This window comes from Paraburkholderia sp. SIMBA_053 (assembly GCF_046534895.1).
GTDB classification, from domain to species: domain Bacteria; phylum Pseudomonadota; class Gammaproteobacteria; order Burkholderiales; family Burkholderiaceae; genus Paraburkholderia; species Paraburkholderia caledonica.
The window spans coordinates 539,021-563,434 of the sequence record NZ_JAWRXU010000002.1 but is presented as its reverse complement, the minus strand read 5'-3'; the positions used below and the strand labels follow the sequence as shown (position 1 = coordinate 563,434).

Below are 24,414 nucleotides of genomic sequence, written 5' to 3'. Positions count from 1 at the left end.
ACCGTTCCGGCAAGCACGTTCATCCTGACGTTACGCGGGCTCGGCTGCGGTCGCCGGCTGCGCGACGTTGACGTCGCCGAGGTAGACGCTTTCGCCCAGTTCACATTCACGCGACGCCTTGCCGAGCGCGTGAACTATCTGCACCCGGTAGAGGCCGCTGTCCTTTGCGAGGCCCAGGAACCGGAAATCGCCGAACGCGTCCGACACCGTTTCGGCAATCTTCTCGCCACGCGCGTACAACACAACCACTGCATCGGCCACACACTCGACGATGCCTTTCACCTCGGCACTCACGCTTCCACCGATAAAGCAGCTTTCCCAGCGCTCAAGGCCGCTGTACCAGACCCGAGGTTTCGTGCCGAGACGCGGTTGCAAGACCTTCAGCCCTTCCTGCCTCGCTTTTTCCGCCATCTTTGCGTCGTCCAGCTTGACCGTTTCGAACACGCCAGTCGGGCATGACTGTTCACATCTGGGACGCTGCCAACCCCCGTCGAGCAGGTGGGCGTCGAAGATCCACGTCTGCGGCAGTTGCAGTTCCTCGTTCCACACAATCGCCTTGTAAGGGCAAGACTTAACGATATCTTTCCGCCCGCGCGCCTTGTCCGGATCGATGATGACGATGCCGTCGGCACGTTTGCGAACGGCGCCGTCACCCGCTCGCACGCATGGCGCGTCGTCGCAGTGATTGCACATCACGGGCAGGTAGGTCGTGTCGACCATGTGCGAGCGGCCCTGCACACGGCGCAAGATCCTGATGGGGCTCGCGGCGCCGGCCGCAGCGGGCGCGGCGTAACCGGGGAAGTCGTTGCCGACGTGCTCGTCGCGCGCGGCGATGACGCAGTTCTGGCAGTTCTCGCAATGTCCGACCTTGATAATCAGATTCCATTTTTTCACGCTGTGCTCCTCATGCTGCGCGGGCGAGCAGAAACGCTTCGGCGCCTCGCCATTTTTCGACCTGTACGAGGCATGAATTCGGGCTCATGCTGCTCGTTCCTGCCGTTTGGGGCCGGTCGGGTGTCAGCATATTCATGCAGCCACCAATTTCGACGCGCTCGCCGTCGACCTCGATCAATTGAAACTCGGCGCTCGCCTCATATGACTTGACGACCCCTGCGGCGACCAGCGGCGAAACGTCGGCCGCGCAGATCACGGCTCCGCGGTCGTTGTAGACCTTTACGAGATCGCGATGACCGATGCATCGCATCGCCGCATCGGCCGCGCTCAACCTGAGGAGCCAGAAACGGTGACCGCCGATGAGCGCGCGATGATCCTCGACACTGTTGATGGATGAATTCTTGCCGTCACAATGCGTATGAAAGCTGTAACGGCTGTGCGTGGCGATCAGCTGCAATGGGTACCGGTGAGCCAGGTCCGAGCGCAGTCCTTCCCACGACGGGATATAGCGGTTCAGCGGCGGCCGCTCAGGGTTGTCCGCGGTATGGCGCTTGAGCAGTTCGGGAATGAACTCGAACTTTCCGCTCGGCGTTTGCAGTCCCATGCCGAATCTTTCGGCATGCTGCGACGGCAGCGGATGCGGTTCCTGCAAGTCCTTGCGACGCCCCTGCGCGAACCAGCGCATATCCGGCGGCTGACGTAATTCCGCTTTCTCGGGTGGCACGACGAAATAGCCTTTGCGGCAGAAATCTCGCCACGAAACGTGATCGGGTAAATCCGACGATTCGAACACGCGCTTGACCCAGTCGAGTTCGCTGCATCCCTCGGTGAAGACGCCGCCGAGGCCGAGCCGGCTCAAGATGGCAGTGAAGATGTCGTAGTCGGAGCGCGACTCGCCCAGTGGCTCGATGCATTTGTGCTGCATGGTCATGATGCGATGATTGACCGTGCTGAAACCATGATGTGCGTAGCCGCCGGAATTCGACCATTCGCCGATGTCCCATCGCTCGAGCGACGTGCACGCGGGCAGGATGATGTCGGAGAACTGCGCCTCGCCTTCCATCCAGATCGACTGGTTCACCACGAACTCGATGCTCGGGTGCCGGTAAGCCTCGGCCCAGCGTCCGGATCGGGTCACCGTGCTGAAGGCAGAGCCGCCATATCGGTAGATCATGTGGATGGGCGAGTAACCGGGCATCGGGTAACTGAACGGCGCAAATTGCGCTTCCTGAGAGATGCCGTCCCATAGGTATCCGGTCGCATGGCCGTTGATGATCGCGTCGGGCAGTTGCTGGCGGGGCACCATCTGCTTGACCGGATTCATGGTGAGAATGTGCGGCATGCGCTGGTAGTTGTTCACCGCGTTCGCGGTCCAGGCGAGGTCGCCGGACATGCCGCCGTCGGCATAGCCAGGAAAATAGAACTGCAGATCGTGCGGGACCCCGATCTCCAGGCAGCCGAAATTGACGCCCGGCTTGCCCCAGCCTTGCATCGCCATCATCATGACCATGCAGCGCGCCCATTGCGCGCCCGTGGCGCCGCGTGCGGCACCGCCAAATCCCGCCCCTGTCATGCCGACGGCGAGATAGACCTTCCTGTTCCCCCACCGCCGCGCGAGCGCGCGAACGTCTTTTGCAGGAACGCCGGTTTCCGGCTCCTGCCATTCCGGCGTCTTCGGCATACCGTCGGATTCGCCGAGCAGATAGGCACGCCATTCGTCGAAGCCGGTCGTGCGCGTGGCAATGTACTCTTCGTCATATAAGCCTTCCACGGCCCATACGTGCATGATGGCAGTAGCCAACGCCGCATCGGTTTGCGGTCGCACGGGAATCCACCGTCCGCCGAACAGTTGGGCGGTCGGATTGCAGTGCGGATCGATATGCACGAACTCGATACCAAGCTCCTTCGCCCACAGGCGCCTCGCCGTTCCTTCGAACCCGGCATATGCGCCATTGGTGCTCTCCGGATCGCATGACCAGAACACGATCATTTCCGCTTCCTTCAGGCAATCTTCGACACCGCCGTAGCCGGACGGCACGCCGACCCGCATCGAGTTGCCGAAGTGATGCATCGCCCCCCAATACCATCCCTCCCAACTGTCCGGATTCGCGGCCACGCGGGTGAACCCGATCAGGTTCGCAAACCGGGTCAGCGCGCTCAGGTAGTAGCCGACATTGCCCCATTGGTGATGGGAAGACATCGGAAACGTGATCGAACCGGGACCGTGAACGCGCTTTTGCCGGTTGATCTCCCGCGAGACGATGTCGAGAGCCTCGTCCCAACTGATCGGCACATAGCCGGACGTGCCACGGTTTTGGGGATTGCGTTCACCATCAGGGTCGAAGTCGACCCGCTTCATCGGGTGAAGAATGCGCTTGTCCGAGTAGACGAGTGACTTGATCGCCAATGCATGCGGCGCGACCATGCCTCGTCGTGGCGGGCTGAAACGGCGTCCGCGCGCCTCGATCTCCCAGCTTGCCGCATCGGAGCGATCCAGGTCTATCGGCGTGACCCGGACGATGCGGCCATCCTTAACATAGACGAACAACGGCCCGCCATTCGTGCAGGTCGCATAGCGCCGCGTGCCATCGCGCATCGGCGTACCCATCGGCAGGCTGACGGTTTGCATCATGCTCAGTGTTTGCATGAGCCAGACCAGCAGTTCGTCGTCGCCTTCCGTCACGACCTTGAAATTCTTCGCCGCATGCACGATCTCGGCCTGATCGGGACGTGGAGAGAGGAATTTGAGCGCGGTGGCGACATCCTTGAATGCGATGCGTACGTCCGGCTTTCGGCGCGTGTCAGCGAGAGAACGGACTCGCCCGTTCTTTATCTGGATTGCGCGCCCCATGCTTTCATCCATCAGTCCGATCGAGGCGACCAGGTCGTGCTCTTTCAAACGATGTCGATAAGCCGGAAAGCGGCGCGCCGTCAGTTCGAGAACTTTGGGCAGCGCAAAAAGAATGGTCTTGAGGACCTGTCGTTTCATCATTCGATCCTATGTGAGCTTTGTGTTGGAAGCGCAGCGGGCGGACTTGCGCTAGAACGTGTACGCCACGTTCACGAAAACGCTGACGGGATCCAGCCTGAGCGTGGATTTCGACACGACCTGGGTTCCCGTGGCGGTCTGCCCGTGCAAGGTCAGGTTGGTCCTGACCGGCATGTAGTTGACATTGCTTCCAACAGACCAGTGCTTTGTGAGCGCGTAACTTGCGCCCAGCTCGAATACCGGATTCCACGACGAACTAAGCGTTGCGTGCGCCGATCCGCCGGGCCCAAAGCTTCCTTCGACGAACGCTTTGTTAGTAGCCCGTACCTGTGTGAACCACGTATAGTTCACGCCGAGCCCTACGAATGGCCGGAACGCCGAGCCGGCCGAAAACAGGTGATAGCGAAGTTCAATCGCCGGCGGCATGGGCTTCGTCGTGCCGAGATTGCCGTACTTCGCGAGCGTCCCTTCCCCAATCAGATCGACCTTCACAGGAAAACCCAGAAGCGCCGCAACGCCGATGTTGTCCGTCACGTAGTATTCGGTTGTGATCCCCACGGTATCCGACGACGACGCATGCGCCCCCGTGCCTGTGAGCGTCTGATTCACTGGCTGCCCGCCGACGCTCTCGACCGTGAGCGGCGTTGCGTGGCCTTGTGGCGCCACATGCAACCATCCGAGCGACAGCGTCAAGCTGCCTGCGCTCTGCGCGTGGGCCGCATCAGTCAGCGCGATCCCGCAGACGCACGCCACCGCTCCGGCAATGCCGGTTCTCCTCTGCTTCATCATTGTTTTCTCCTGTCTCCAGTTGCCGCAACTGTTACGAATTGGGCTTGTCCATGCCATTAGTGAGGCATTCTTCTAACTTTTTAATAGTCGTACTAAATTAATTGAGTCGTTGCACGTGCGATGAAAAGGCAATGCACGCAAACGTCCTTGCTTGCGGCGATACCCTATCGTCGCGTCCCTGCTATGGCGGCTTCATTGCTCCTGCTGCTGGCGCACACAAGAAAACGAAATGGCGAACGGAAAGCGTGCGAGTGCCGAGGCGGCCAAAGCCTCCAGCGCGAGATCGGGCAGTTCAACGCGCAGCGCAAGACCCGTTGTTGCGTCTTCAACGACGCTAATGCTGGCGCCTTCGATGCCGACCGCTGCAAGAGCGCAATCAACTGCGTCTACCGTCTCGCGCCGTTTGAGCGAGGGCTTGAAAATCTTGCCCACAGCGGTCAACGGCATGGAGTCGACAATGCGGATCGCCTTCGGCAGCGCGGCGCGCTCCTGAATCTCGCCACGCAGGAAATCGAACAAATCCGCCTCTGTTGCGCTCATGCCCCGCTTCATTTCAACATAGGCGACGGGCAGCTCGACTGCGTGTGTATCCGGGCGGCCCACTGCGGCGGCGAGGCGTACCGCCGGATGACGATGCAGCGGTTCTTCGATTGCCGCGGGATCGATGTTGTGTCCACCCCGGATAATCAGCTCTTTCTTGCGGCCGGTGAGCCAGAAGTAACCGTCGGCGTCACAACGGCCGAGGTCGCCCGTGTTAAGCCAACGGCCGCCGTCTCCCGTATCCATCCAGATGCCGCTGTTCTGTTCTGCTCTCGCATAGCCGACGAATACATTCGGGCCGGAGATCAGCAACTGTCCGACTTCATCTGCAGCGCAGTCCCGGACGTAGCTTCCGGCTTCGTCGACCACCACTGCTTTCATCGCCTGACCGGGCAGACGCAGACCGATCGAGCCGGCCCGGCGTTCGCCGAGCGGCGGGTTGACGCTGCTGACGCAACTGCCTTCAGTGAGACCGTAACCTTCGAGAATTCTTATTCCCGTGCGAGCCTGAAATGCGCGGAGCAACTCAACTGGCATGGGTGCGGCGCCGCATAGTGCGTATTCGAGTGAACCGATATCCCGGCCTTCGACTGGAACCTCCATCAATGAACCATAGAGGGTCGGCACGCCGCTGAAAAAGTTGATCCGGTAGTGCTCGACGATTTCCCAGAAACGCTTGACGACGCCCTCGCCCCGATAGCCCTGTGCAGTACCGAGCACGACATGCGCGCCGCGCGAAAATGGCAGCAGACCCGTCACCGTCACGGCGTTGACGTGAAAGAGCGGTAGTCCGCAGAAAATCGTCTTACCGGGTCCGACGCTTTCCCCAAGGAACCGGCCGGCGCTCCACGCGTTGGCCACTTCGTTGCCGTGTCGGCGCATCGCGATCTTGGGCAGGCCGGTCGTGCCGCCCGTGCAAAAGTAGGAGGACACGTCGTCCGCATTCATCTGCTGCGCGGTGCAAAGCGCCTCGCCCGACTCGCGCGCAACTGCCGCCGCGAAATCGTGGAACTCAATCTGCGAGGCCACGGCGCGACTCTCGCCGACAGGTTCGTGCTGCGGCGAGCATTCGCCGGCGAGATCGACGAGCACGACATGCCTGACCTAAGGCACCTTATGCAGAACCGGCTTCACCTTCTGCCAGACGTCAGTGCCTGGGAACGGTGCCAGCGTGACAAGCACGGCAGCGCTCGACGCCTTCAGCAATTGACCGATCGCCTCGCCCTCGAGCATCGGGTTGATCGCACAGACTATCCCCACCGCCTCGCCGCCCCAGATCACACAATGCGTCTCGGGCAAATTGGGCAGCACATAGGCGACGACGGTACCGCGCTGTACGCCGAGGCGCGACAGCATGTTCGCCGTGCGCGTGATATCGCGCAGCAGTTCGCTGTACGTCCAGTGCTTCGCGTTCGCGTAATCGTCGGCAGTCGCGAAATACGAAAGCGCCGGTGCCGATGGATCGTTCGCGGCACCCCGGCAGATCATCTCGTAGGTGTTTGACGGCAGATCGGCCGGTTGTCCTTGCGCTTCGATAGCAAGAACGTCCTGTAGGTTGGCGACGCCTTTCATGCTGCCTCTGCGACGACCAGGTTACGCTGCACCCCGAGGTCGATCGAACCGTCGGGGCTGGCGATACGCGCTTCCACCACGTCTCCCATGCTCAGGTACTGCGGCCGCTCGGACTGCATCTTGAGGAACATGCGCCACTTTTCCGCTTCTGGAAGTTGCGCCGCGGCGCGCTGCTTCTCGGGCGATGGAACGACGAGCGCGCAGCCGGACGGCGTCCCGGTCGCGAGCAGGTCGCCTGCGTACAGGTCATGCACTCCCGAGAGTTCACTCAGAGTCTCCGCCGGACCGTAGACGAGTCCCGCCGTCGAGTCGCTCTGGCGAACCGCGCCGTTGACAGTCAACGTCAGCTCGAGCTCCTTCAGCTTGGGAATGTCCTGCTGTTGAAGCAGACAGAGGTATGGACCGACAGGGCCAAACGTGCGGTAGCTCTTGCCCTTATAGAACTGCATTTGCGGAATCTGGATATCGCGCGCCGAATAGTCATTCACGATGACGATGCCCGCGACGAAGTCGTGGAGATTCTCGTCGGTAACCGTTTGGCGGCATGTGACGTTGCGCTTGAGAACAAGGCCGAGTTCGATCTCGTAGTCGAGAAACTGCACCTCTTTGGGCTTTACCAACCGGGAATCGGCGGCAACGATACAGCTAGACGCCTTCGTGAAGATCATGTTGAACTTCTTCACATCGGGGTCCAAGCCGGACTCGATCATATGCTGACGGTAATTGGCGCCCTGGCAGATGAACTGCTGATCGGCCGTAACGGGCGAGAGCCACTGCACGTCGGACTCCGAGATCTTCTGGCCGTCGAGGTACAGCAACTGCTCAACAGGATTGGCCTCGATGAACTCCGCGGTGGACTTGAACTCACCGGGGATGGGCGTAATAGCGCCATCGGCCGCGACGCCCCAATGTGCGCGGCCCTCATGCAGGTAATGCAGAACGTGAACTGGCATAGGTCGATCTCCGGATTCAAATAAAAGGTGTGGTGTCACGCGAAAATTCTGGCCAGCGTCCTCAGCTTGCTCAGCGTGAGATCTGGGCAGCGTCGCAAATTCGAAATCAATGCGGCAATGCTCGCGGGAGTGAATCGGGGCCTCGTGAAACTGCGTGGCATCGTGGGACCCCACTGAGCCATCGCCTCGCGGCTCACGGCATGAATGCCCGTTGGCGCGGCGGACGTGAACAGATCGCCGTCGCAGTAGTGCTCATGCTTGTCGCCCCACGGGTCCTGCCAGTAGTCGAATATCTGGCTGCCGAGAATATGGCGGCCGATGCCCCACGCGTGCGTCCAGCCTTTGTCGCGCAGAACGCGTTGGCCCATACCGACCGCGTCGGCGTCTACGACTTCGTAGGCACTATGGCTGTAGGTCGCCACGAAGCCCTGTGCGAGCGCGAGCGTGTGATGATCGGCCGGCTCGTCACCGAGATCCAGCCGCAGGAATGCAACTGCGGGCGAACCGTCGGGAAGCACCTGCACGTCGCTCGGAATGAAGCCGAAGTGGCGCGTGTACCACGCACAGGTTTCCTGATAGTCGGCGAGTTCGAGCACGACATGCCCGAGCCGGATGACCTCCGGCGGCTGCTCCGGCGGCCGCTGTGTATCGTTGATGCGAACTGCCGCATCGACGGAATTGAAAGGCAACGGCTGCCGATGGGGCAAAGCCTCCGCTGGCGACTGGCCCCATATCGCATCGACTCGGAAACCCGACGGATCGGTTAGCTGAACGACGTAGCCGCCGCCCACGAGCGCAGACGCTTGCACCTGGGACGCGCCCGGCAGGTTGGCCAATGCATCGAGTTCCGCCAGGCTGCCGACCTGCAAACCGAAACCGGCAAAGCGAACTTTCTGCGCCTTGCGCACCGCATAGCAGAAATGCGAAGCACCGGTACCGCGAAGAAGCAGAAGTGCTTCGTCCCGCGACACGGTTAGGAGCCCGAAGTCGTTGAGGAATCGTTCGGCTTGCTCGAGGTCTGGCCGCTCTAACATCAGATAACTCAATGCCGTTGCTTTCGCCGTCGGGTTGGCGTGACGAGCAGGCTGTGCGGTAGTGATTTTCATGGCGGGATGTGATCAGGCGATCGTAGTGACCAATGCGGCTTCGAAAGCCGGCGAACCGGCAGCGCTCGCATACGGTGGAAGATGTCGGCGCCCACCGAGGTTGCCGACGGAACCGTGAATCTGAGAGGTGCCTGGACAGCAGCGGAACAGACCTGTCACGCGACGGCTCACGGGTCGCCGGGCAATCGCTGTCTCCGCTGGCGGGCATTTCGCCGCCACGGCATGAACGACGCATGACGACGCCGCCATGTGCGGAAGAATAAGGTAGTGCCGGCCGGTCGGCGCGACACCCTTTCGGGTTGCTGTCTCCACAGTCACTCCATCTGTTTTCGTTAGACCGGCCGTTGCGCCGTTGATGACATTAAACTCATCGCTGATGGTTTTGTCAATGTAGACGTTCGAATCTATACTGTGGACATAACCAGATCAGGATTGAACATGACGAACACGACAAATCGTCGGACAGCCCAGCGTCCGGCGCGTAAGGCGCCGGTCTCGTCGGCGCCCGCCGTCGAAGAACGCGAGCCTCGCGGCGCGCGCCGCAAACGTGAGACACGCGCGCGGCTGCTGGACGCGGCGCTCAGGTTGATGGCCGAAAAAGGCATGGAGGGCGTGGCGATCAACGAGATCACCGAGGCGGCAGACGTCGGTTTCGGCTCGTTTTACAACCACTTCGAGTCGAAAGAGGCGATCTACGCGACGCTGATCGACAACGTGTTCGAGGAATTTGCGGACATGCTCGATCGTCTCGCGGGCGGCATTTCCGATCCGGCCGAAGTGGTCTCGGTCTCAGTGCGCCATACGGTGCTGCGCGCACGGCGCGACCCGGTTTGGGGACGTTTCCTGATTCGCGAAGGGTTCTCCGCTCGTGTCGTGAGCCGCGGGCTGGGCCAGCGACTGCTGCGCGACATCGGCAACGGCATCGCTGCGAAGCGTTTCATCGTCGCAGATCCGTTTGTCGCGTTTCTGGCAGTGGGAGGCACGGTCCTCTCAGTGATTGCAGCCGATCTGAACTTTGCCGCACCGGGCGCAACCGCACCGGCAGTGCTCGCAGAACTCGGTTTCAGCGGCGAGCATTTTCCCGAGCGCACGGCGGCCATGCTGCTGCAAACGCTGGGTCTGAAGCGCGCGGAGGCGGAAAAGATTGCGGCACGTCCGCTGCCCGTCGTGAACGAGGCCGCAGAGGAGTAGTGAGAGGGATGACTGACGCGAGCGGTCCGGGTGCGTTTGCCATCGCGCCCAGAATGTCCGCCGGAATGTCTGCCGGAATGTCCCCCGGTGCCGCTCGCACCTCGCTCATAGAGCGTGATACTCGACTCGCGGAGCTGCTTTGCTTCTCGCCGCGCGGGACCAATCGGTCAGCGATCGTTGCAGCGCTATCGGACAAACGGGGACATGCCAGCGCCGCCTTCCCCGTTTTCACTCGTCATTGCCCCGACGCCGCCGTCTGCTGGTTCACTGGCAGCTCGCCCATCGCCTGGAAAAGCGCCGCCGTGTCGCTCATGCGCTGACTGGCCGCCCGCACCGCGCCCATTTGTGCGTTCAGATAGCGCGCTTCGCTCGCGTACTGCGCCGTGGCAGGCAGCGACCCCATCCGGTGGCGCGACGCGGTGTCGTCGAATGCTGCGCGCGCGGCCTGAGCGGCTACTTCGTTCGACGCCAGCGTCTGCGCATCGTTATCGAGTGCGGCCAGCGAATTCGCCACGTCCTGGAACGCGGAAAGCACCGTCGCCTTGTAGTGCAGCACTGAGGCGTCGTAGGCATCGATCGACGCGCGGCGCTGTGCAACGAGCGCGCCGCCATGGAAGATCGGCTGCGACAGGCTGGCGCCGATTGCCCATAGGCCGCCTGTGCCCGAAAGCAGCGCCGGCCAGCTGAAGCCGCCGCGGCCCATCGAGGCAGTCAGCGACAGGCTCGGGAACATCTGCGCCGTTGCAGAGCCGACATCGGCGGCTGCAGCCTTGACGGCGGCGTCGGCGGCCTGAATGTCAGGACGCGCACGCAGCAGGTCCGACGGGACAGCGACGGGCACATGCTCGGGCAGTGACAAGGTGTCGAGTGCCGGCACGCTCGGCGGGTTGTCGGGCGTACGGCCGAGCAGCACAGCGAGTGCATGAATCGCAGACGCTCGCTGCTGACGCAGCGCCGGCAAAGTCGCCGCGACCGACGCGGCATCCTGTTTCGACCCAAGCGCCTGCACGCGCGAGACCGAGCCGAGCGCATAGCGCTGCTGGTCGTCGCTTGCCGTGTCGTTGGATACGGCAACGAGCCGTTCGGTGAGCGCGATCTGCCGGTCGAGCGCCGCGACATTGATCGAAGTACCCACGATGTTCGCGGCCAGCGCACGCCGCGACGCTTCCAGCTCATACGCCTGTACGTTCACGCGAGCCGCGCTTGCCGAGTTCATGTAACGCGTCTGGCCGAACAAATCGAACGTGTAGTGCGCCGCAAGCTGACCTGCAAAGAAGTTGTATTGCACCTGCTCGGGACCCAGTCCGGGCACGACCGGTGACCGGGCGCGCTGGACCTGTGCGACACCGTCGATCGACGGAAGCGTCGTTTCGCCGATCTGCGCCCGCAGTTGCTGTTGCGCCGACGCGAGCGTGCGCTGTGCCGACGCGAGCGTAGGACTGTTGCGCAAGCCCTCGTCGACGAGAGCGTCGAGCGCATCGGAGCGATAAAGGCGCCACCATTGCGGCGCCGAGGTCGCGCCTACCTCGAAGGTCTGCGTAACGCCGGCCGCCGCCACTGTCTTCGAAGGCTGCGCCTGCGCGCCGTAATGCTCGGGCGAAGGCATGGCCGGCGGCTCGCCGCCCGGCCCGAACGAGCACGCGCTCACAGCGAGTGCCGCAGCCACCGCCAGCACCAATGTCCTGTGGTTGAAGCTCATGATCAAACCTCCGTATGCTCGACGACGACCGGTTGCGTGCCGCGCTCGTCATGGCGGACCCTGAAGCACGTCGCGTACAGCGCCGGCAGAAAGAACACGGTCAGCACCGTGGCGATCGTGATGCCGCCCATCAGCGCGGTTGCCATGGGTCCGAAGAAGCCCGAGCGAAGCAGCGGAATCAGCGCGAGCACGGCGGCGGCCGCCGTCAGCATGATCGGCCTGAAGCGCCGCACCGTTGCGCCGATGATGGCGTCGAAGCGCGCATGCCCCGCCGCGATGTCCTGATCGATCTGATCGACCAGGATCACCGAGTTGCGCATGATGATGCCGAACATCGCGATCACGCCGAGCAGCGCGACGAATCCGAATGGCTTGCCGAACAGCAGCAGCGCAGTCACCACGCCGATCAGACCCAGCGGCGCCGTCAGCACCACGATGAACGTGCGCGCAAAGTTCTTGAGCTGAATCATCAGCAGCGTGAGCACCGCAATGATCATCAGCGGCATTTCCGCATTGATCGACGTTTGCCCCTTCACGCTTTCTTCGACCGCACCGCCCACGTCGATCCGATAGCCGACAGGCAGCGTGGCGCGCACCGAGGTCAGTGCGTGGTCGATGGCGCGCGTGACGTCGATGCCCTGTGCGTCGCCGCGTACATCGGCCTGCACCGTAATGGTCGGCTGCCGGTCGCGTTCCCAGATCACGCCGTACTCGAGCGTATCGCGTACATGTCCAAGCGAGCCGAGCGGCACTGGGCCATTCGGTGTCGGAATCGCGAGGCTCGTGAGCTTTGCCGGATCGACGCGCTCGCTCTTCGGCGCGCGCAGATCCACGTTGATAAGCTTGTCGCGTTCGCGATACTGCGTGACCGTATATCCCGATAGCGTCATGGCGAGAAAGCTCGATACGTCTTCCGAACTGACGCCCAACTGGCGCGCCCTGTTCTGGTCGATCTCGAACGAGATGGAGCGTTCGGCCGGTTCGTCCCAGTCGAACTGGACGTTGCGCGTGCGCGAGTCGCCACGGACCTTCTCCGCGACCGTCTCGGCGAGCGAGCGCACCGTCGCGATGTCGTCGCCGCTCACGCGGAACTTGATCGGGAAGCCCACGGGCGGCCCGTTCTCAAGTCGTGCAACACGGGTACGAACTCCGGAGAAGTCTTTCTCGAGTTTCGCGTCGAGCCAATGCATCAGCTCCTCACGCGTCTCGACGTCCCTGGCCGTAATCACGAATTGCGCGAAGTTCGGCTGCTGAAGCTGCTGGTCGAGCGGCAGATAGAAGCGCGGCGCGCCCGTGCCGACGAAGTCGACGAAATGCTGGATCTCCGCCTTGCCGTCGAGCACTTTCTCGAGGCGCTTCGCCTCACGCAGCGTTGCCTCGAACGAAGCGCCTTCGGGCAACCTCAGGTCCACGAGCAGCTCAGGCCGTTCGGAGTTCGGGAAAAACTGCTGCGGCACGCGCGTGAACGCGCCCATGGCGATCGCAAACAGCACGGCGGTCACCCCGAGCACGACCCAGCGCCGCTCGATGCACCACGTCACCCAGCCTGCCAGACGCTTGTAGAAGCCCGTGTTGTAGACATCGTGCTCGTGCTCGTGCCCGTGCTGGTGTCCATGACCGCTGCCCGCATGACCCTTGCGCTCCGGCAACATGTGAAAACCCAGCAGCGGCACCAGCACGACGGCCGCGAACCACGAAACGACGAGCGCGATTGCCGACACTTCGAAAATGGAGCGCGTGTACTCGCCCGTGCTCGATTTCGCGAGTGCGATCGGCAGGAAACCGCAGACGGTCACGAGCGTGCCGGTCAGCATCGGAAATGCGGTGCTGGTGTAGGCAAACGCCGCAGCGCGCGTTCGGCTCCAGCCCTGCTCCAGTTTCACCGCCATCATTTCGACCGCGATGATCGCGTCGTCGACGAGCAGGCCGAGCGCGAGCACGAGCGTGCCGAGCGACACCTTGTCGAGGCCGATACCGAACAGATGCATGCACAGCGCCGTCACCGCGAGCACGATCGGAATGGTGATCACGACCACCATGCCCGTTCGCAGGCCGAGCGAAACGAGACTCACGACGAGCACGATCGCCACAGCCTCGCCGACCGAGCGCACGAACTCGTCGACCGAGTGCTTGACCGCATGCGGCATGCTCGAAACGGGGGCGAGCTTCAGACCCGCGGGCAGCGTGGCCTGCAGTTCGGACGCCTTTGCGTCGAGCGCCTTGCCCAAGTCGATGACGTCGCCGCCCTTTTGCATCGTCACGCCAATGCCGAGCACCGCCTGTCCGCCGACGCGCATCTGCGTCACGGGCGGATCGTCATAGCCGCGCCTGATGGTGGCGATGTCGCCGAGCCGGAACGTGCGCTTGTTGATCGTGATTAGCACGTCCGCCAACGCCTGCTCGTCCTTGATCGCGCCGCTTGGCCGCACGAACACGCGGTCATCAGCCGTGGTGACCGTGCCGACGGGCGCGACGGTATTCTGCGCGTCGATGGCTTGAGCCAGCTGCTGCGGCGTGATCGAAAGCCGCGTGAGCTGCGCATTCGAGACCTCGACGAAAATGTGCTGGTCGGGATCGCCGAAGTAGTCCACCTTCGCCACGCCGGGCACGCGCAGCAGCACCGTGCGCAGCTTGTCGGCGTAGTCGTGCAGCTGCGCGGGCGTGAAGCCGTCGCCCTCGAGCGCGTAGATGTTGGTGTAGACGTCGCCGAACTCGTCGTTAAAGAATGGCCCGACCGTACCCTTCGGCAGCGTTGCCCGGATATCGCCCACCTTCTTGCGAACCTGGTACCAGGTCTCGGGCACTTCCTTGACGGGCGCCGAGTCCTTCATCGCGAAGAAAATCATCGACTCGCCGGGGCGCGAGTAGCTCTTGATGTTGTCCACATACGGCGCCGCCTGCAACTGGCGGCCGATGCGATCCGTGATCTGCTCCTGCACTTCGCGCGCGGTCGCGCCCGGCCAGTAGGTCTGAATGACCATCGTGCGAAACGTGAATGGCGGATCTTCCGATTGCGCGAGGCGCGTATAGCCGATCACGCCGAAGAGCGTCGCCAGTCCGATCAGGAAGATCACGAGCTGCTGGTGACGCAGTGCCCAGGAGGAGAGATTGAAACCGCCTGTGTCGGCCGTGTCTTTGTCGGAAGCATTCACGGGCGGCATGTCCGGCCCGTTCTCATGGTCGCGTGCGTTCATAACGGGAAGTCCTCCGGATGCAGCGGCGGCACGACTTGCACATGCTGTCCCGAACTCACGGCGTGCACGCCTTGCAGGATCACGCGGTCGCCGTCATGCAGGCCCGAACCGATCGACACCGTACGTTCTTCGTATCGCTGGATCGTGACCGGGCGCAACTCGAGCGTGTCGCTTCCGCTACGCACGACCCACACCGCGGGATTCTCGCCACGATGGAAAAGCGCAGTCACCGGCACCGTGAAGGCCTGTCCGGCTACGTTGCCCTGAACCGAATCGAACGCGACGTTGGCCGTCATGCCAAGGCGCACTTCCGGGCTCGCTGCCGCGAGCGTCAGCTTGACCCGCCAGGTGCGGCTTTCCTGATCGGCGGCGGCCGACAATTCGCGCACGCTTGCTTCGAACGACTTGCCCGGCAACGCGGGCAGCGTCACACGCGCCTTGCTGCCGGCCTTCAGCGAGTTGACCACGCGCTCCGGGGCATCGCAGACGATATCCACATCACCCGTCCAGTCGATGTGATACACGGCCTGCGTGGCCTGAACGTTCTGCCCGGTGTTGGCATCTTCGGAAGTCACCACGCCGTCGTGATCCGCGGCAAGCGTTGCATAGCGCAGGTGATCGGAGGCGAGCGCCATCTGCGCCAGCGAGGAATTGCGCTGCGCCAGCGCGGTCGCGTAGGCGTCCTGGGTCTGTTCGAGCTGTGCGGACGCAATCAGGTTCGCGTGCGCCTGCGCCTCGTCGCGGTCGAGCTGCTGTTTGGCAAACACGAGGCGATGTTCTGCGGCGTCGAGCTGCGCTCGCGCGCTGACAAGGTTGTTCTGCAGATCGGTTGGGTCGAGCAGCGCCACCGTCTGTCCCGCCTTGACGGTATCGCCGATACGCACTCGCCGCTCAGTGATCTTGCCGCCGACGCGAAACGAAAGCGTCGTGGAATAGCGCGCATCTACCTGCGCGGGCAGCGACTCGCCCGGGATGCGTCCGTCGGGGCGAACCACACGTGCAACGACCGGCTTGGCCTCGGGCGCCACGACCTCGCGTTGGTGACATGCGGAAAGGAGGATTGCGCTGCACGCCATGAGGATGACGGGCGCCCGATGCGTCGACCGGATGATGGAAGGTAACAACGAACGCGCCCGCTTCAGCGCGACAGGAACGGAATGTTTCACGATGTTCACAAGACAGGTGGTGAGTCCAGGTAGAAAAGTCGTCCGCGCTGATGAAAGGCCGCCGTGCCCGGAAGCACGCGTTGCCATTGGCGCGAAAACAGGAAAGCCCTCTGATGCGCTACTGATCCTCTCGAGCGCCGCGGCAAACGATGGCTCCGGTTTCTGGCCGCCTATCGAACCTGGCACGCAACACATGTGTGTTGCAGATCAGCATTGACGGAGCCGCGCGATTGCGTACGCGCACGCGTTGCTCTGCACGGCATCTGCGGATTCCGGCCTGGTGTCCGTCAACGCCTGAGACGCCGCCGCTGTATCCACCCTGCTCGTTCAGTCCTGCTAGCCCACGTTTCCGCATGTCAGCCGCACGGATGAGATTAGACCCATTACTGATGATATTGTCAACTATGACGTTTAAATCTAAAATCGGAACAGACAATGACCGAGGAGGCAACAATGTCTGATGGCTCCAACCCGCGCGTGAGCCGCCGACACGCAGTCATGGCCCCGATTCCGGCGCGCGAGCCGCTCGCCGGAGATTCGCCGCGTCTTGCCCGGCGCAAGAGCGAAACCCGCGCCCGTCTGCTCGACGCCGCGTTCGGACTGATCGCGAAAAATGGAATGGACGGTGTGACGATCAGCGAAATCACAGACGCAGCCGATGTGGGATTCGGCTCCTTCTACAACCACTTCGACTCGAAGGAAGGCATCTTCACCGCGCTGGTCGAATGGCTGTTCGAGGAATTCGCCAATACGCTGGATCGACTTGCAAGCGGCTTGTCGGACCCCGCGGAAGTGATCGCGGTGTCGATTCGTCATACGCTTTTGCGCGCTTGCCGTGAGCCGGTCTGGGGAGAACTCCTGATACGCGAAGGCCTGTCTATGCGCGCGCTCAGCCGAGGGCTCGGCCTGCGACTCCTGCGCGATACGGAGAGAGGCATTTCCGAGCAACGCTTCGTGGTGGCCGACGAGTTGATGTGCGTGATTTCCGTCATCGGCACAGTGCTCGCAGGGGTGGCCGTCGAACTCAATTCCGCCGCGTCGTCGAAACGTGTGGTTCGTATGCGCAAAACGCTTCGATCGAAACAGGAGAAGCTCGCAGAAAGCACGGCGGCCATCGTCCTGCAGGCGTTCGGCCTGAAACGCGCGGAGGCAGAGAAGATCGCCCGGCGTCCGCTGCCGGCGCCGCTCCAAAGCCAGCAATGTTTTTGAGGAACCGCCAGGCCGTGTCTTACTCTCTTCTGATCAGGCAGCGTGCATCTGCGGCAACCAGCGACGCCCAGCTATTCGAACTGGACGCACTGAGCCGCCGTGCAGCCGACGATGTCGACAGATTGATAGCAAGCTCTCTGCAGCCCGATCTCGCGAGAACACATGCGCAGCTCGAGGTCCTGGGTGCGATGCCCGCCGCGGCCACCGGTTCGGAAACCCCTGCGGTGGCGAGAACTGCTGTTCGCCATACTGAAAAGGCTACGCGCGGCCGACATCTCGCTGTTGAACCCAAGAACCGTGGTGGTTCAAGGAACGAGAAGTAGCGAACTGATCGCGTGACGGCAATCGACTAAAAAAGAACCGTGGAATAGCCCTGTCTCATGGCGTTACGTGCACGCTGCACGTTGCTTGAAAACACGGCCCGCGTTGAGCATTCCCGTGGGGTCGAGCAGCGCCTTGAGTTTGTTCATCAGTTCGATTTCCGGTTCCGAGCGGCTGTAATGCAGGAACGGCTCTTTAATCACCCCGATGCCATGTTCGGCAGAAATACAGCCTTCGGCCTCGCTAACGGCGGCATAGATCAGCTCTTCGACTTCCAGCAGGTTTGAGGCGTCCGCATACGGGCCGGAAAGCAGATGCAGGTTTCCATCGCCGAGATGGCCAAAGAACAAATGCGTCTGCTGCGGGAAGCGTTCGCTCAAAGACGAGCGTGCATCGTCGACAAAGCGCTCCATTCTGTCCATCGGTATCCCGATGTCGAACGCCGCATGAGGTTTGAGCTTCGACAGCAATTCGCCGACCGTCTCGCGGTATGCCCACAACTGCTTCGCGTGCTCGATGGTCTGCGCAATGATCACGTCCTGAACGACGCCTTCTTCGAGCATCCGTTCGAGCGACTGTTCAAGCGCGAGCCTGTCGTCATCGTAGGATTCGCCCAGCGTTTCAACCAGCACATACACGGGAAACCGCTCGTCGAACGGTGCCTTCAAATGAGCAATGTGCATCGCCGCGCTCATGAAGTCCTGCCACATCAGTTCGAACGAGGAGAGACTCGCGAGCCGCGCGCGCAGGTACTTGAGCAGACGCGTCGCGTCTTCGAACGACGCGACCGCGCACAACGCCGTATTCGCCGCTGAAGGCTTCGGCTCCAGCTTGAGCACGAGGCGCGTGATCACGCCGAGCGAGCCTTCGGAACCGATAAAAAGCTGCTTCAGATCGATACCTGTGGTGTTCTTCGTCACCCGGTTCATCATCGACAGCACCGTGCCGTCGGGCAATGCAACTTCCAGTCCGAGAATCCGATCGCGCATCGTGCCGAAGCGGATTACGCGATTGCCGCCCGCATTCGTCGCCGCGTTCCCGCCGATCTGACACGTGCCGCGGGCACCGAGATCGAGTGGAAAGAACCAGCCTTCCGCTTCGACGAACGTTTGCAACTGTTCGAGCGGCACACCGGCTTGCACCGTCAGCGTTCCGCCGATCCTGTCGAACGATTCGATCGCATTGACGCGCGCGAGCGACAATGCGACTTCACCCGCCTGCGGCGTCGCACCGCCCGCCAGTCCGGTCAGTCCGCCCTGTACGACGACCGGTTGTCGATGCTTCGCCAGCACGCGCAATGCGCGTGCAACATCGGCGGGCGTGCGTGGAAACAAGGTCATTCGTGGCCGGACACGCGGCGCGGCGCTCCAGTCACCGGCGTGTGCATCGGCAACGGACGCATCGAGCGACACGCAATCCCGCGCCCAGTGTTTCGACAAGTGAGAGCTGGAGTGCGTCCGGATGCTGTGCATGCATGTTCCGATCCCCCGCTCAGGTCGCCACGCGTTCGATCTGTCCGCCGAAGCGGCCGACGAAACTGCCTGCGATCAACGCGATCAGCGCGACGACCGTCAGGAAGATGCCAGGCGCGGTCAATGCGCCGGTGTGATGCAGCAGTTGCGTGACGACCAGCGGCGTAATGCCTGTGAAGAGCACGGTCGCGAGGTTGAGCGACAGCGCGATGCCGCTGAAACGCACGTTGGTCGGAAAAAGATCGGCGAGCAGATACGCGTACGCGCCGTTCACAAAACCGCCGACTATGCCGATGATCACGAACGCAAACAGCGGATCAATGCCATGCGCGGCCACGAGACGGTAAAACGGATAGCTGCCGAACAGCATCAAAAGCGAACCGATGCGATGCCAATGCCGCGAAGGCACCGAATCGCCGAGCCACGCGAATAACAGCAGCGACGCAGACATCGTCGCGATGCCGAGGTTCTGTCCGGCGCTGACTGCCGTAGGCGCGTAGTGCAGAACGGTCGTCAGGTACGACGGCAGCACGACGAAAAGGAGACTGTTCGATGCATTCACAATCCCCGCCACGCCGACCCCGATCGCAACCTGCTTCGGGTAATCGGTCAACACTTTCCTGAACGGACGCTTAACCTTGTGACTCTTGAGCCGCTGATACTCGTTCGATTCTTCGAGCGAAGTGCGCAGCCAGTACGAGACCAGTCCGATTACGCCGCCGAAGATGAAAGCAATGCGCCAGCCGAACGCGAGCACATCGGCGGCGTTGAGAAGCGAATGCAGCGCGAGGCTGATCAGCGTCGCCGTCAGTACGCCGGAATTCAGGCAGAAGATCACGAGTCCGCTGACGAGACTCGCTCGAACCGGAATCTCTTCAACGACGTACGTGATCGAGCAAGGCAATTCGCCCGCGAGGAAAAAGCCTTGTGCAAGACGCAGCAGCACTAGCAGCACGGGCGCCAGCACGCCGATCGACGCATAGCCTGGAATCAGCCCGATGCCGATGGTCGCCGCCGACATCGCCAGCACGGACACCAGAAAAATTATGCGCCGCCCGAAGCGGTCGCCGAGACTGCTCAACACGATGCCGCCCAACGGACGCGACACGTAGCCGATCGCGAACACGCCGAACGTGCTGATCAGCGACGCCAGCGGATCCGTTGCGGGAAAGAACTGCCGCGCGATTTCACGCGCGAACACGCCGTAGATGATGAAGTCGTAAATCTCCAGCGAGCCCCCGAGGCTCGCGAGTATCACCGTCTTCCACTTCTGCCTGACCGCTGGCTGGCGTGCAACCGCCGCAATGTCTGCTGAGGCCATCGAGTTGTCTCCGTCATGGTTTTTTATCGGAATGTCTACGGCACGCGCTATTCGACCGGTACGGGTGTCGCCGCGGGCGTGCCTGTTCTCAACGCCGCGTCCCGGCCGCCAAATGCTTGCACCAGTCTGTCCTGATCGGCCTTGGCGGCAGCATCGGCGGCCTCGGGATCGACCAGCGTCCGAAGCTGCCGTTCGAAGCACGCCAGCACGTCGGCGTATTCCGGCAACGGCGCAAGATCATGCAGCTCTTCCGGGTCGTTTTCCAGATCGAACAGTTCCGGCCGCAAGCCGACGTAATGGTGATACTTGTAGCGGCTGTCCGCGACCATGTAGGCGGCGCTCTCCGATCCCACGGCGTGATATTCGCTGAACGCGCGGCGCTCAGGCACGTCTTCCGCGCGGGCGAGTTTAACGAGCGACTCGCCCGGGCCGTCGATCATCTCCGCATCGCAGCCCGTGCAGTCGAGCAGCGTATTCTGGATATCGACCAGCGACACCGGCGTGCCGCTCACCTTCCCCGCCGGAATGTCCGGACCGGCGACGATCATCGGCACACCCGTCGACTCGCGGTACATCAGGCACTTGTTCCACATGCCGCGCTTGCCGAGGTTGTCGCCGTGATCGCTGCTGTAGATGATCGTCGTCGATTCGTCGAGCCCGTTCTCGCGCAGCGCGGCGAGCACCTTGCCGACCTGCGCGTCGAGAAACGACACGAGCGCGTAATAGCACGCGACGGCGAGGCGCCGACGCTCGTCGCTGCCGATCGCGGCGTCGTGATCCATATGCCGCGCCTGACGTTCGACCCATGGATGCCGCACGTAACCCGTCGACGGATGCAGCGCCGGGAGATCGATCCCGTCTGGATCATAAAGATCGAAGAATTCCTGCGGCACGACGAGCGGAAAATGCGGCGCAACGAGGCCGACGAACAGCACCCACGGTTTGTCGTCGCGGCTGTGCGCGCCGAGCCAGTCGCACGCCGTATCGGCCACGCGCATGTCGAAGCGGTTGTAGTCGGACATGCCCGGACCGATCTTGTCGTAGAGCGGAGAGCGGCCCATCGTCTCGGGCATCGGATTGCGCACCGAGCCCCACACCTGGCCGATGCCATCGAGAATGTGCACCGCGTGATGCTGCTTGCGAAAGCCAACGGGCGACGCCTCCGTCTTGTAGTGCAGCTTGCCGATCGACTCTGTCAGCACGCCGCTCGCCGACAAATGCTGCGCCCAGCCAGGCGTGCTGCCGTCGTATGCGATTGCGTTGTCCCAGCAGCGGATGTCGTGAACATAGCGCCCCGTCGCGAGACTCGCGCGCGCCGGCACGCAGATCGGCGACGGCGTGTATGCGTTGCTGAAGCGCGTGCCGCGCTGCGCGAGCGCATCGAGCGCCGGCGTCTTGATGAGCGGGTGTCCGGCGCACCCCATCAGGTTGTGCTGATGTTCGTCGGACAGAATGAAAAGGACGTTGGTGGGCTTCATGGCGCTGTCTCTGCGGCTTGTATTGGGTATTGCCGCGTCTCCTGCAGTTAATAGTGGTCCAACGCCGCATGACGTGCAATTGACATTTTGTGAAAAGCGAATAACTATTGGTTATTCGCTTTTCACGCCCGGCCATTGCTTATGGATCCAATCGAACGCTTCTTTCAAGCTGGGTTAAAGCTCAGTCATCTGCGTCTGCTCACAATGTTCGACAGCCTTGGGCAAATCCGGCTCGTCGCCGAAAAGCTCAACGTGACGCAACCTGCCATATCGAAGCAGCTGGCAGAACTTGAAGCGGGTCTCGGCGTGCCCGTGCTGACGCGTGTGGGCAACCGGCTGTTTTTCACGCCGGTCGGCGAGACGCTGATGAAGCGCGCTCGCGAGGTATTTCATCAGCTTGAGCAGGCGCGCTTCGAGGTCGATGCGTTGACGAGCGGCATCTCGGGCAAGATTTCCGTCGGCGCGGTCGCAACCGTAATGCCTGTGTTCGCCCCCGAACTCGTGGTCGAACTGAAAAAACACGCGCCGCATGTGAACGTAAGCTTTTACGAGGCCACCAGCGACCGCCTGTTTCCGATGCTCGCCGCCGGCGCGCTCGATTTCGTCCTGAGTCGCACGGGGCCGCCGCGCGCCGACACGGCGGCATTCGCTTCGCATGCTGTGCTCAATGATCCGATCGTCGTGGTCTGCGGGCGCGAGCATCCGCTCGCCGGGCGCCGCACGATCGGCGCGTCAGATCTCGCCGGGCTGCCGTGGATCCTGCCGCCGCGCGAAGCGCCGACCTTTCTCTCGCTGCAAGCGTGGATGCATGAACACGAACTCGAGTTTCCCGATGGCTGCGTGCAATCCATTTCGTTGCAAGCGAACGAAGCAATGATCGCGTCGTATCCCTTTCTCGCGTTGATGCCGCTCGCAGTCGCGCGGCAAGGCGTGCATCGCGAGAAACTCGTGATTCTTCCGTTAGAAGGAACCCGTTTTCTGGAGACGGTGCAGCTGTTCTATAACCACTCGTCGGCGAATCCTGTCTTGCCCGTCGCGCTAACCTGTATTCAGTTAGCTGAAAAGCGGATTTCGAGTTTGCTGCTAGCGTATGGTTCGTAGACCCAAGTAAATTGACCCGTCGCGGTGTCGTTCTCGATCGACGATAGCGTAGTTCAGAAACGACCGCGCGTTTTCCGCCTTGCTCAGATCTGCAATGAACTTGCACAGATCCGCACTCGCTAAGGGACCGGTCACCCGCCTAAGATGCCTCTACACCGACAGCGTGGGATTAGCCAGCGTTGCTCGGCGCACACGGAAACACCTCACGTATTGGCATCCGTCGATGTCGCTTCAGCAAGGGCACACCATGGCAGACCGGTCCACCGCCTTTCTCACTGAGCAGCAGATCATGATTCGCGACGCGGCACGTCGTTTGGCCGCCGGCGTCGTCGCACCCACGGCGGCAGAGCGGGATCTGACCTCAGCCTGGCCGCATGCAGAACTGAAAACGCTGGCCGATGGCGGCTTCCTCGGCATGTTGATTCCCGAAGAGTATGGCGGCGTCGGGGCTGGATTTGTCGAGTTCTGTCTCGCACAACACGAGTTCGCCGCTGTCGATGCGGGCCTCGCGACCATCCTGCATGTGCACAACATCACTGCAATGTGCCTCGCAGCCAACGGCACGGAAACGCAGAAGCGCGACTACCTGCCGGCGATGGCGCGTGGCGAGGCGATTGGTGCGACGCTGATTTCCGAGCCGCAAGCCGGCTCAGATACCGCGGCCTTGCGTGCCACCGCACAGCGCGACGGTGATTGCTTCGTGCTCAACGGTACCAAGCAATTCGTCTCCAACGGGAGCGAAGCCGGTGTGGCCGTTGTTCTGGCCCAGACAGACAAGTCCAAAGGCAAGAAGGGCTGGAGCACCTTCGTTATCGACCCCAGGCAGGCGGGCTACCAGGTCAGCCGTATCGAAAGCAAGCTCGGCCAGCATACGGCACACACCGCACAGATCGTGTTCGACAATTACCGCGCTCCGGCGACGAGCCTGCTGGCCGAAGAAGGCTGCGGATATTCCACCATCCTCGGAAGCCTGTCGGATGGCCGCATCGGCATCGCCTTCATAGCGGCCGGTGCTGCACGGGCTGCCCTCGAGGCTGCGCTTCAGTATGCGAACGAGCGCGAGGTTTCCGGAAAGACAATCATCGAACTGCAGGGCGTCGCATTCGACCTGGCCGACATGGCTGCGCAAGTCGACGTGGCCTTTCAGTATTGCCTGCACGCGGCACGGCTTTGCGAAGCCGGCATGGAATGCGGCAAGGAAGCCTCCATTGCGAAGCTGTTCGCCAGCGAGATGGCGGAGAAGGTCTGCTCGCAGGCGCTGCAGATTCATGGCGGCTACGGCTACCTCACGGATTTCCCGGTTGAGCGCTATTACCGCGACGTGCGCGTGACGAGTATCTACGAAGGCACCAGTCACATCCAGAAGCTGATCATCGCACGCTCGCTGGCTTGAGCACCGGAGGTTGTCCGCACAACAAG

The 24,414-nt window shown here is 62.2% G+C and carries 15 protein-coding genes and 1 pseudogene; 4 read left to right on the top strand and 12 right to left on the bottom strand.

Going from position 1 to position 24,414, the window contains the following annotated elements; translation table 11 throughout:
• Positions 1-30 precede the first annotated feature (30 nt).
• The 6 genes and pseudogenes from SB753_RS09030 to SB753_RS09005 all read right to left on the bottom strand — a co-directional run bounded on the left by SB753_RS09030 (position 31) and on the right by SB753_RS09005 (position 8,843).
• The gene (locus tag SB753_RS09030) at positions 31-894 is read right to left on the bottom strand and encodes a 4Fe-4S dicluster domain-containing protein (protein ID WP_410800010.1); all 864 of its coding nucleotides are present in this window, start codon (positions 892-894) and stop codon (positions 31-33) included.
• 10 nt (positions 895-904) lie between these two features.
• On the bottom strand, positions 905-3,883 hold the full coding sequence (locus SB753_RS09025; protein WP_410800009.1) for a molybdopterin-dependent oxidoreductase: 2,979 nt from the start codon (positions 3,881-3,883) through the stop codon (positions 905-907).
• A 51-nt stretch (positions 3,884-3,934) separates the two neighbouring features.
• Positions 3,935-4,672, bottom strand: coding sequence for an OmpW/AlkL family protein (locus SB753_RS09020; RefSeq protein WP_408485003.1), 738 nt, complete (start codon positions 4,670-4,672; stop codon positions 3,935-3,937).
• A gap of 192 nt (positions 4,673-4,864) precedes the next feature.
• Positions 4,865-6,784: pseudogene (locus SB753_RS09015) on the bottom strand (acyl-CoA synthetase).
• Positions 6,781-7,737 carry a fumarylacetoacetate hydrolase family protein gene (locus SB753_RS09010; RefSeq protein WP_410800008.1) on the bottom strand — a complete coding sequence of 319 codons (957 nt, stop codon included), beginning with the start codon at positions 7,735-7,737 and terminating at the stop codon, positions 6,781-6,783. The pseudogene SB753_RS09015 and the gene SB753_RS09010 overlap by 4 nt, the downstream one beginning before the upstream one ends.
• A gap of 35 nt (positions 7,738-7,772) precedes the next feature.
• Positions 7,773-8,843: a VOC family protein gene (locus SB753_RS09005; protein WP_392393056.1), complete on the bottom strand. Its 1,071-nt coding sequence runs from the start codon at positions 8,841-8,843 to the stop codon at positions 7,773-7,775.
• Between the two features lie 438 nt (positions 8,844-9,281).
• Between SB753_RS09005 and SB753_RS09000 the strand changes: the two genes are divergently transcribed.
• A complete protein-coding gene (locus SB753_RS09000; RefSeq protein WP_410800007.1) occupies positions 9,282-10,034 on the top strand; it encodes a TetR/AcrR family transcriptional regulator in 753 nt (250 codons plus the stop codon).
• A gap of 235 nt (positions 10,035-10,269) precedes the next feature.
• Here SB753_RS09000 and SB753_RS08995 read toward each other — a convergent pair whose 3' ends face one another.
• The 3 genes from SB753_RS08995 to SB753_RS08985 are packed head-to-tail and all read right to left on the bottom strand — an operon-like array spanning position 10,270 to position 16,102.
• The gene (locus SB753_RS08995; protein WP_410800006.1) at positions 10,270-11,733 is read right to left on the bottom strand and encodes an efflux transporter outer membrane subunit; all 1,464 of its coding nucleotides are present in this window, start codon (positions 11,731-11,733) and stop codon (positions 10,270-10,272) included.
• A 2-nt stretch (positions 11,734-11,735) separates the two neighbouring features.
• Positions 11,736-14,927, bottom strand: a complete 3,192-nt coding sequence (locus SB753_RS08990; protein WP_410800005.1) for an efflux RND transporter permease subunit — start codon at positions 14,925-14,927, stop codon at positions 11,736-11,738.
• Positions 14,924-16,102, bottom strand: a complete 1,179-nt coding sequence (locus tag SB753_RS08985; RefSeq protein ID WP_410800004.1) for an efflux RND transporter periplasmic adaptor subunit — start codon at positions 16,100-16,102, stop codon at positions 14,924-14,926. The genes SB753_RS08990 and SB753_RS08985 overlap by 4 nt, the downstream gene beginning before the upstream one ends.
• Positions 16,103-16,546: 444 nt before the next feature.
• Here SB753_RS08985 and SB753_RS08980 point away from each other — a divergent pair, with 444 nt between their 5' ends.
• Positions 16,547-17,302: a TetR/AcrR family transcriptional regulator gene (locus SB753_RS08980; RefSeq protein WP_410800003.1), complete on the top strand. Its 756-nt coding sequence runs from the start codon at positions 16,547-16,549 to the stop codon at positions 17,300-17,302.
• Positions 17,303-17,688: 386 nt separating this feature from the next.
• Here the strand turns inward: SB753_RS08980 and SB753_RS08975 are convergent, their stop codons facing one another.
• The 3 genes from SB753_RS08975 to SB753_RS08965 are packed head-to-tail and all read right to left on the bottom strand — an operon-like array spanning position 17,689 to position 21,894.
• Positions 17,689-19,062 carry an FAD-binding oxidoreductase gene (locus SB753_RS08975; RefSeq protein ID WP_410800002.1) on the bottom strand — a complete coding sequence of 458 codons (1,374 nt, stop codon included), beginning with the start codon at positions 19,060-19,062 and terminating at the stop codon, positions 17,689-17,691.
• A 52-nt stretch (positions 19,063-19,114) separates the two neighbouring features.
• Positions 19,115-20,416, bottom strand: coding sequence for an MFS transporter (locus SB753_RS08970; RefSeq protein ID WP_410800001.1), 1,302 nt, complete (start codon positions 20,414-20,416; stop codon positions 19,115-19,117).
• A 47-nt stretch (positions 20,417-20,463) separates the two neighbouring features.
• Positions 20,464-21,894, bottom strand: coding sequence for a sulfatase-like hydrolase/transferase (locus SB753_RS08965; RefSeq protein WP_410800000.1), 1,431 nt, complete (start codon positions 21,892-21,894; stop codon positions 20,464-20,466).
• A 141-nt stretch (positions 21,895-22,035) separates the two neighbouring features.
• Here SB753_RS08965 and SB753_RS08960 point away from each other — a divergent pair, with 141 nt between their 5' ends.
• Both SB753_RS08960 and SB753_RS08955 read left to right on the top strand, forming a co-directional pair.
• Positions 22,036-22,995, top strand: a complete 960-nt coding sequence (locus SB753_RS08960; protein ID WP_410799999.1) for a LysR family transcriptional regulator — start codon at positions 22,036-22,038, stop codon at positions 22,993-22,995.
• Positions 22,996-23,242: 247 nt separating this feature from the next.
• Positions 23,243-24,388, top strand: coding sequence for an acyl-CoA dehydrogenase family protein (locus SB753_RS08955; protein WP_410800288.1), 1,146 nt, complete (start codon positions 23,243-23,245; stop codon positions 24,386-24,388).
• The last annotated feature ends 26 nt before the right edge of the window (positions 24,389-24,414 follow it).

Bases quoted from the DNA above. Each gene is read 5' to 3' on its own strand.
- SB753_RS09025 (WP_410800009.1), bottom strand. From the start codon at position 3,883: ATGAAACGACAGGTCCTCAAGACCATTCTTTTTGCGCTGCCCAAAGTT.
- SB753_RS09020 (WP_408485003.1), bottom strand. From the start codon at position 4,672: ATGATGAAGCAGAGGAGAACCGGCATTGCCGGAGCGGTGGCGTGCGTC.
- SB753_RS09010 (WP_410800008.1), bottom strand. From the start codon at position 7,737: ATGCCAGTTCACGTTCTGCATTACCTGCATGAGGGCCGCGCACATTGG.
- SB753_RS09005 (WP_392393056.1), bottom strand. From the start codon at position 8,843: ATGAAAATCACTACCGCACAGCCTGCTCGTCACGCCAACCCGACGGCG.
- SB753_RS09000 (WP_410800007.1), top strand. From the start codon at position 9,282: ATGACGAACACGACAAATCGTCGGACAGCCCAGCGTCCGGCGCGTAAG.
- SB753_RS08995 (WP_410800006.1), bottom strand. From the start codon at position 11,733: ATGAGCTTCAACCACAGGACATTGGTGCTGGCGGTGGCTGCGGCACTC.
- SB753_RS08990 (WP_410800005.1), bottom strand. From the start codon at position 14,927: ATGAACGCACGCGACCATGAGAACGGGCCGGACATGCCGCCCGTGAAT.
- SB753_RS08980 (WP_410800003.1), top strand. From the start codon at position 16,547: ATGTCTGATGGCTCCAACCCGCGCGTGAGCCGCCGACACGCAGTCATG.
- SB753_RS08970 (WP_410800001.1), bottom strand. From the start codon at position 20,416: ATGGCCTCAGCAGACATTGCGGCGGTTGCACGCCAGCCAGCGGTCAGG.
- SB753_RS08965 (WP_410800000.1), bottom strand. From the start codon at position 21,894: ATGAAGCCCACCAACGTCCTTTTCATTCTGTCCGACGAACATCAGCAC.
- SB753_RS08960 (WP_410799999.1), top strand. From the start codon at position 22,036: ATGGATCCAATCGAACGCTTCTTTCAAGCTGGGTTAAAGCTCAGTCAT.
- SB753_RS08955 (WP_410800288.1), top strand. From the start codon at position 23,243: ATGGCAGACCGGTCCACCGCCTTTCTCACTGAGCAGCAGATCATGATT.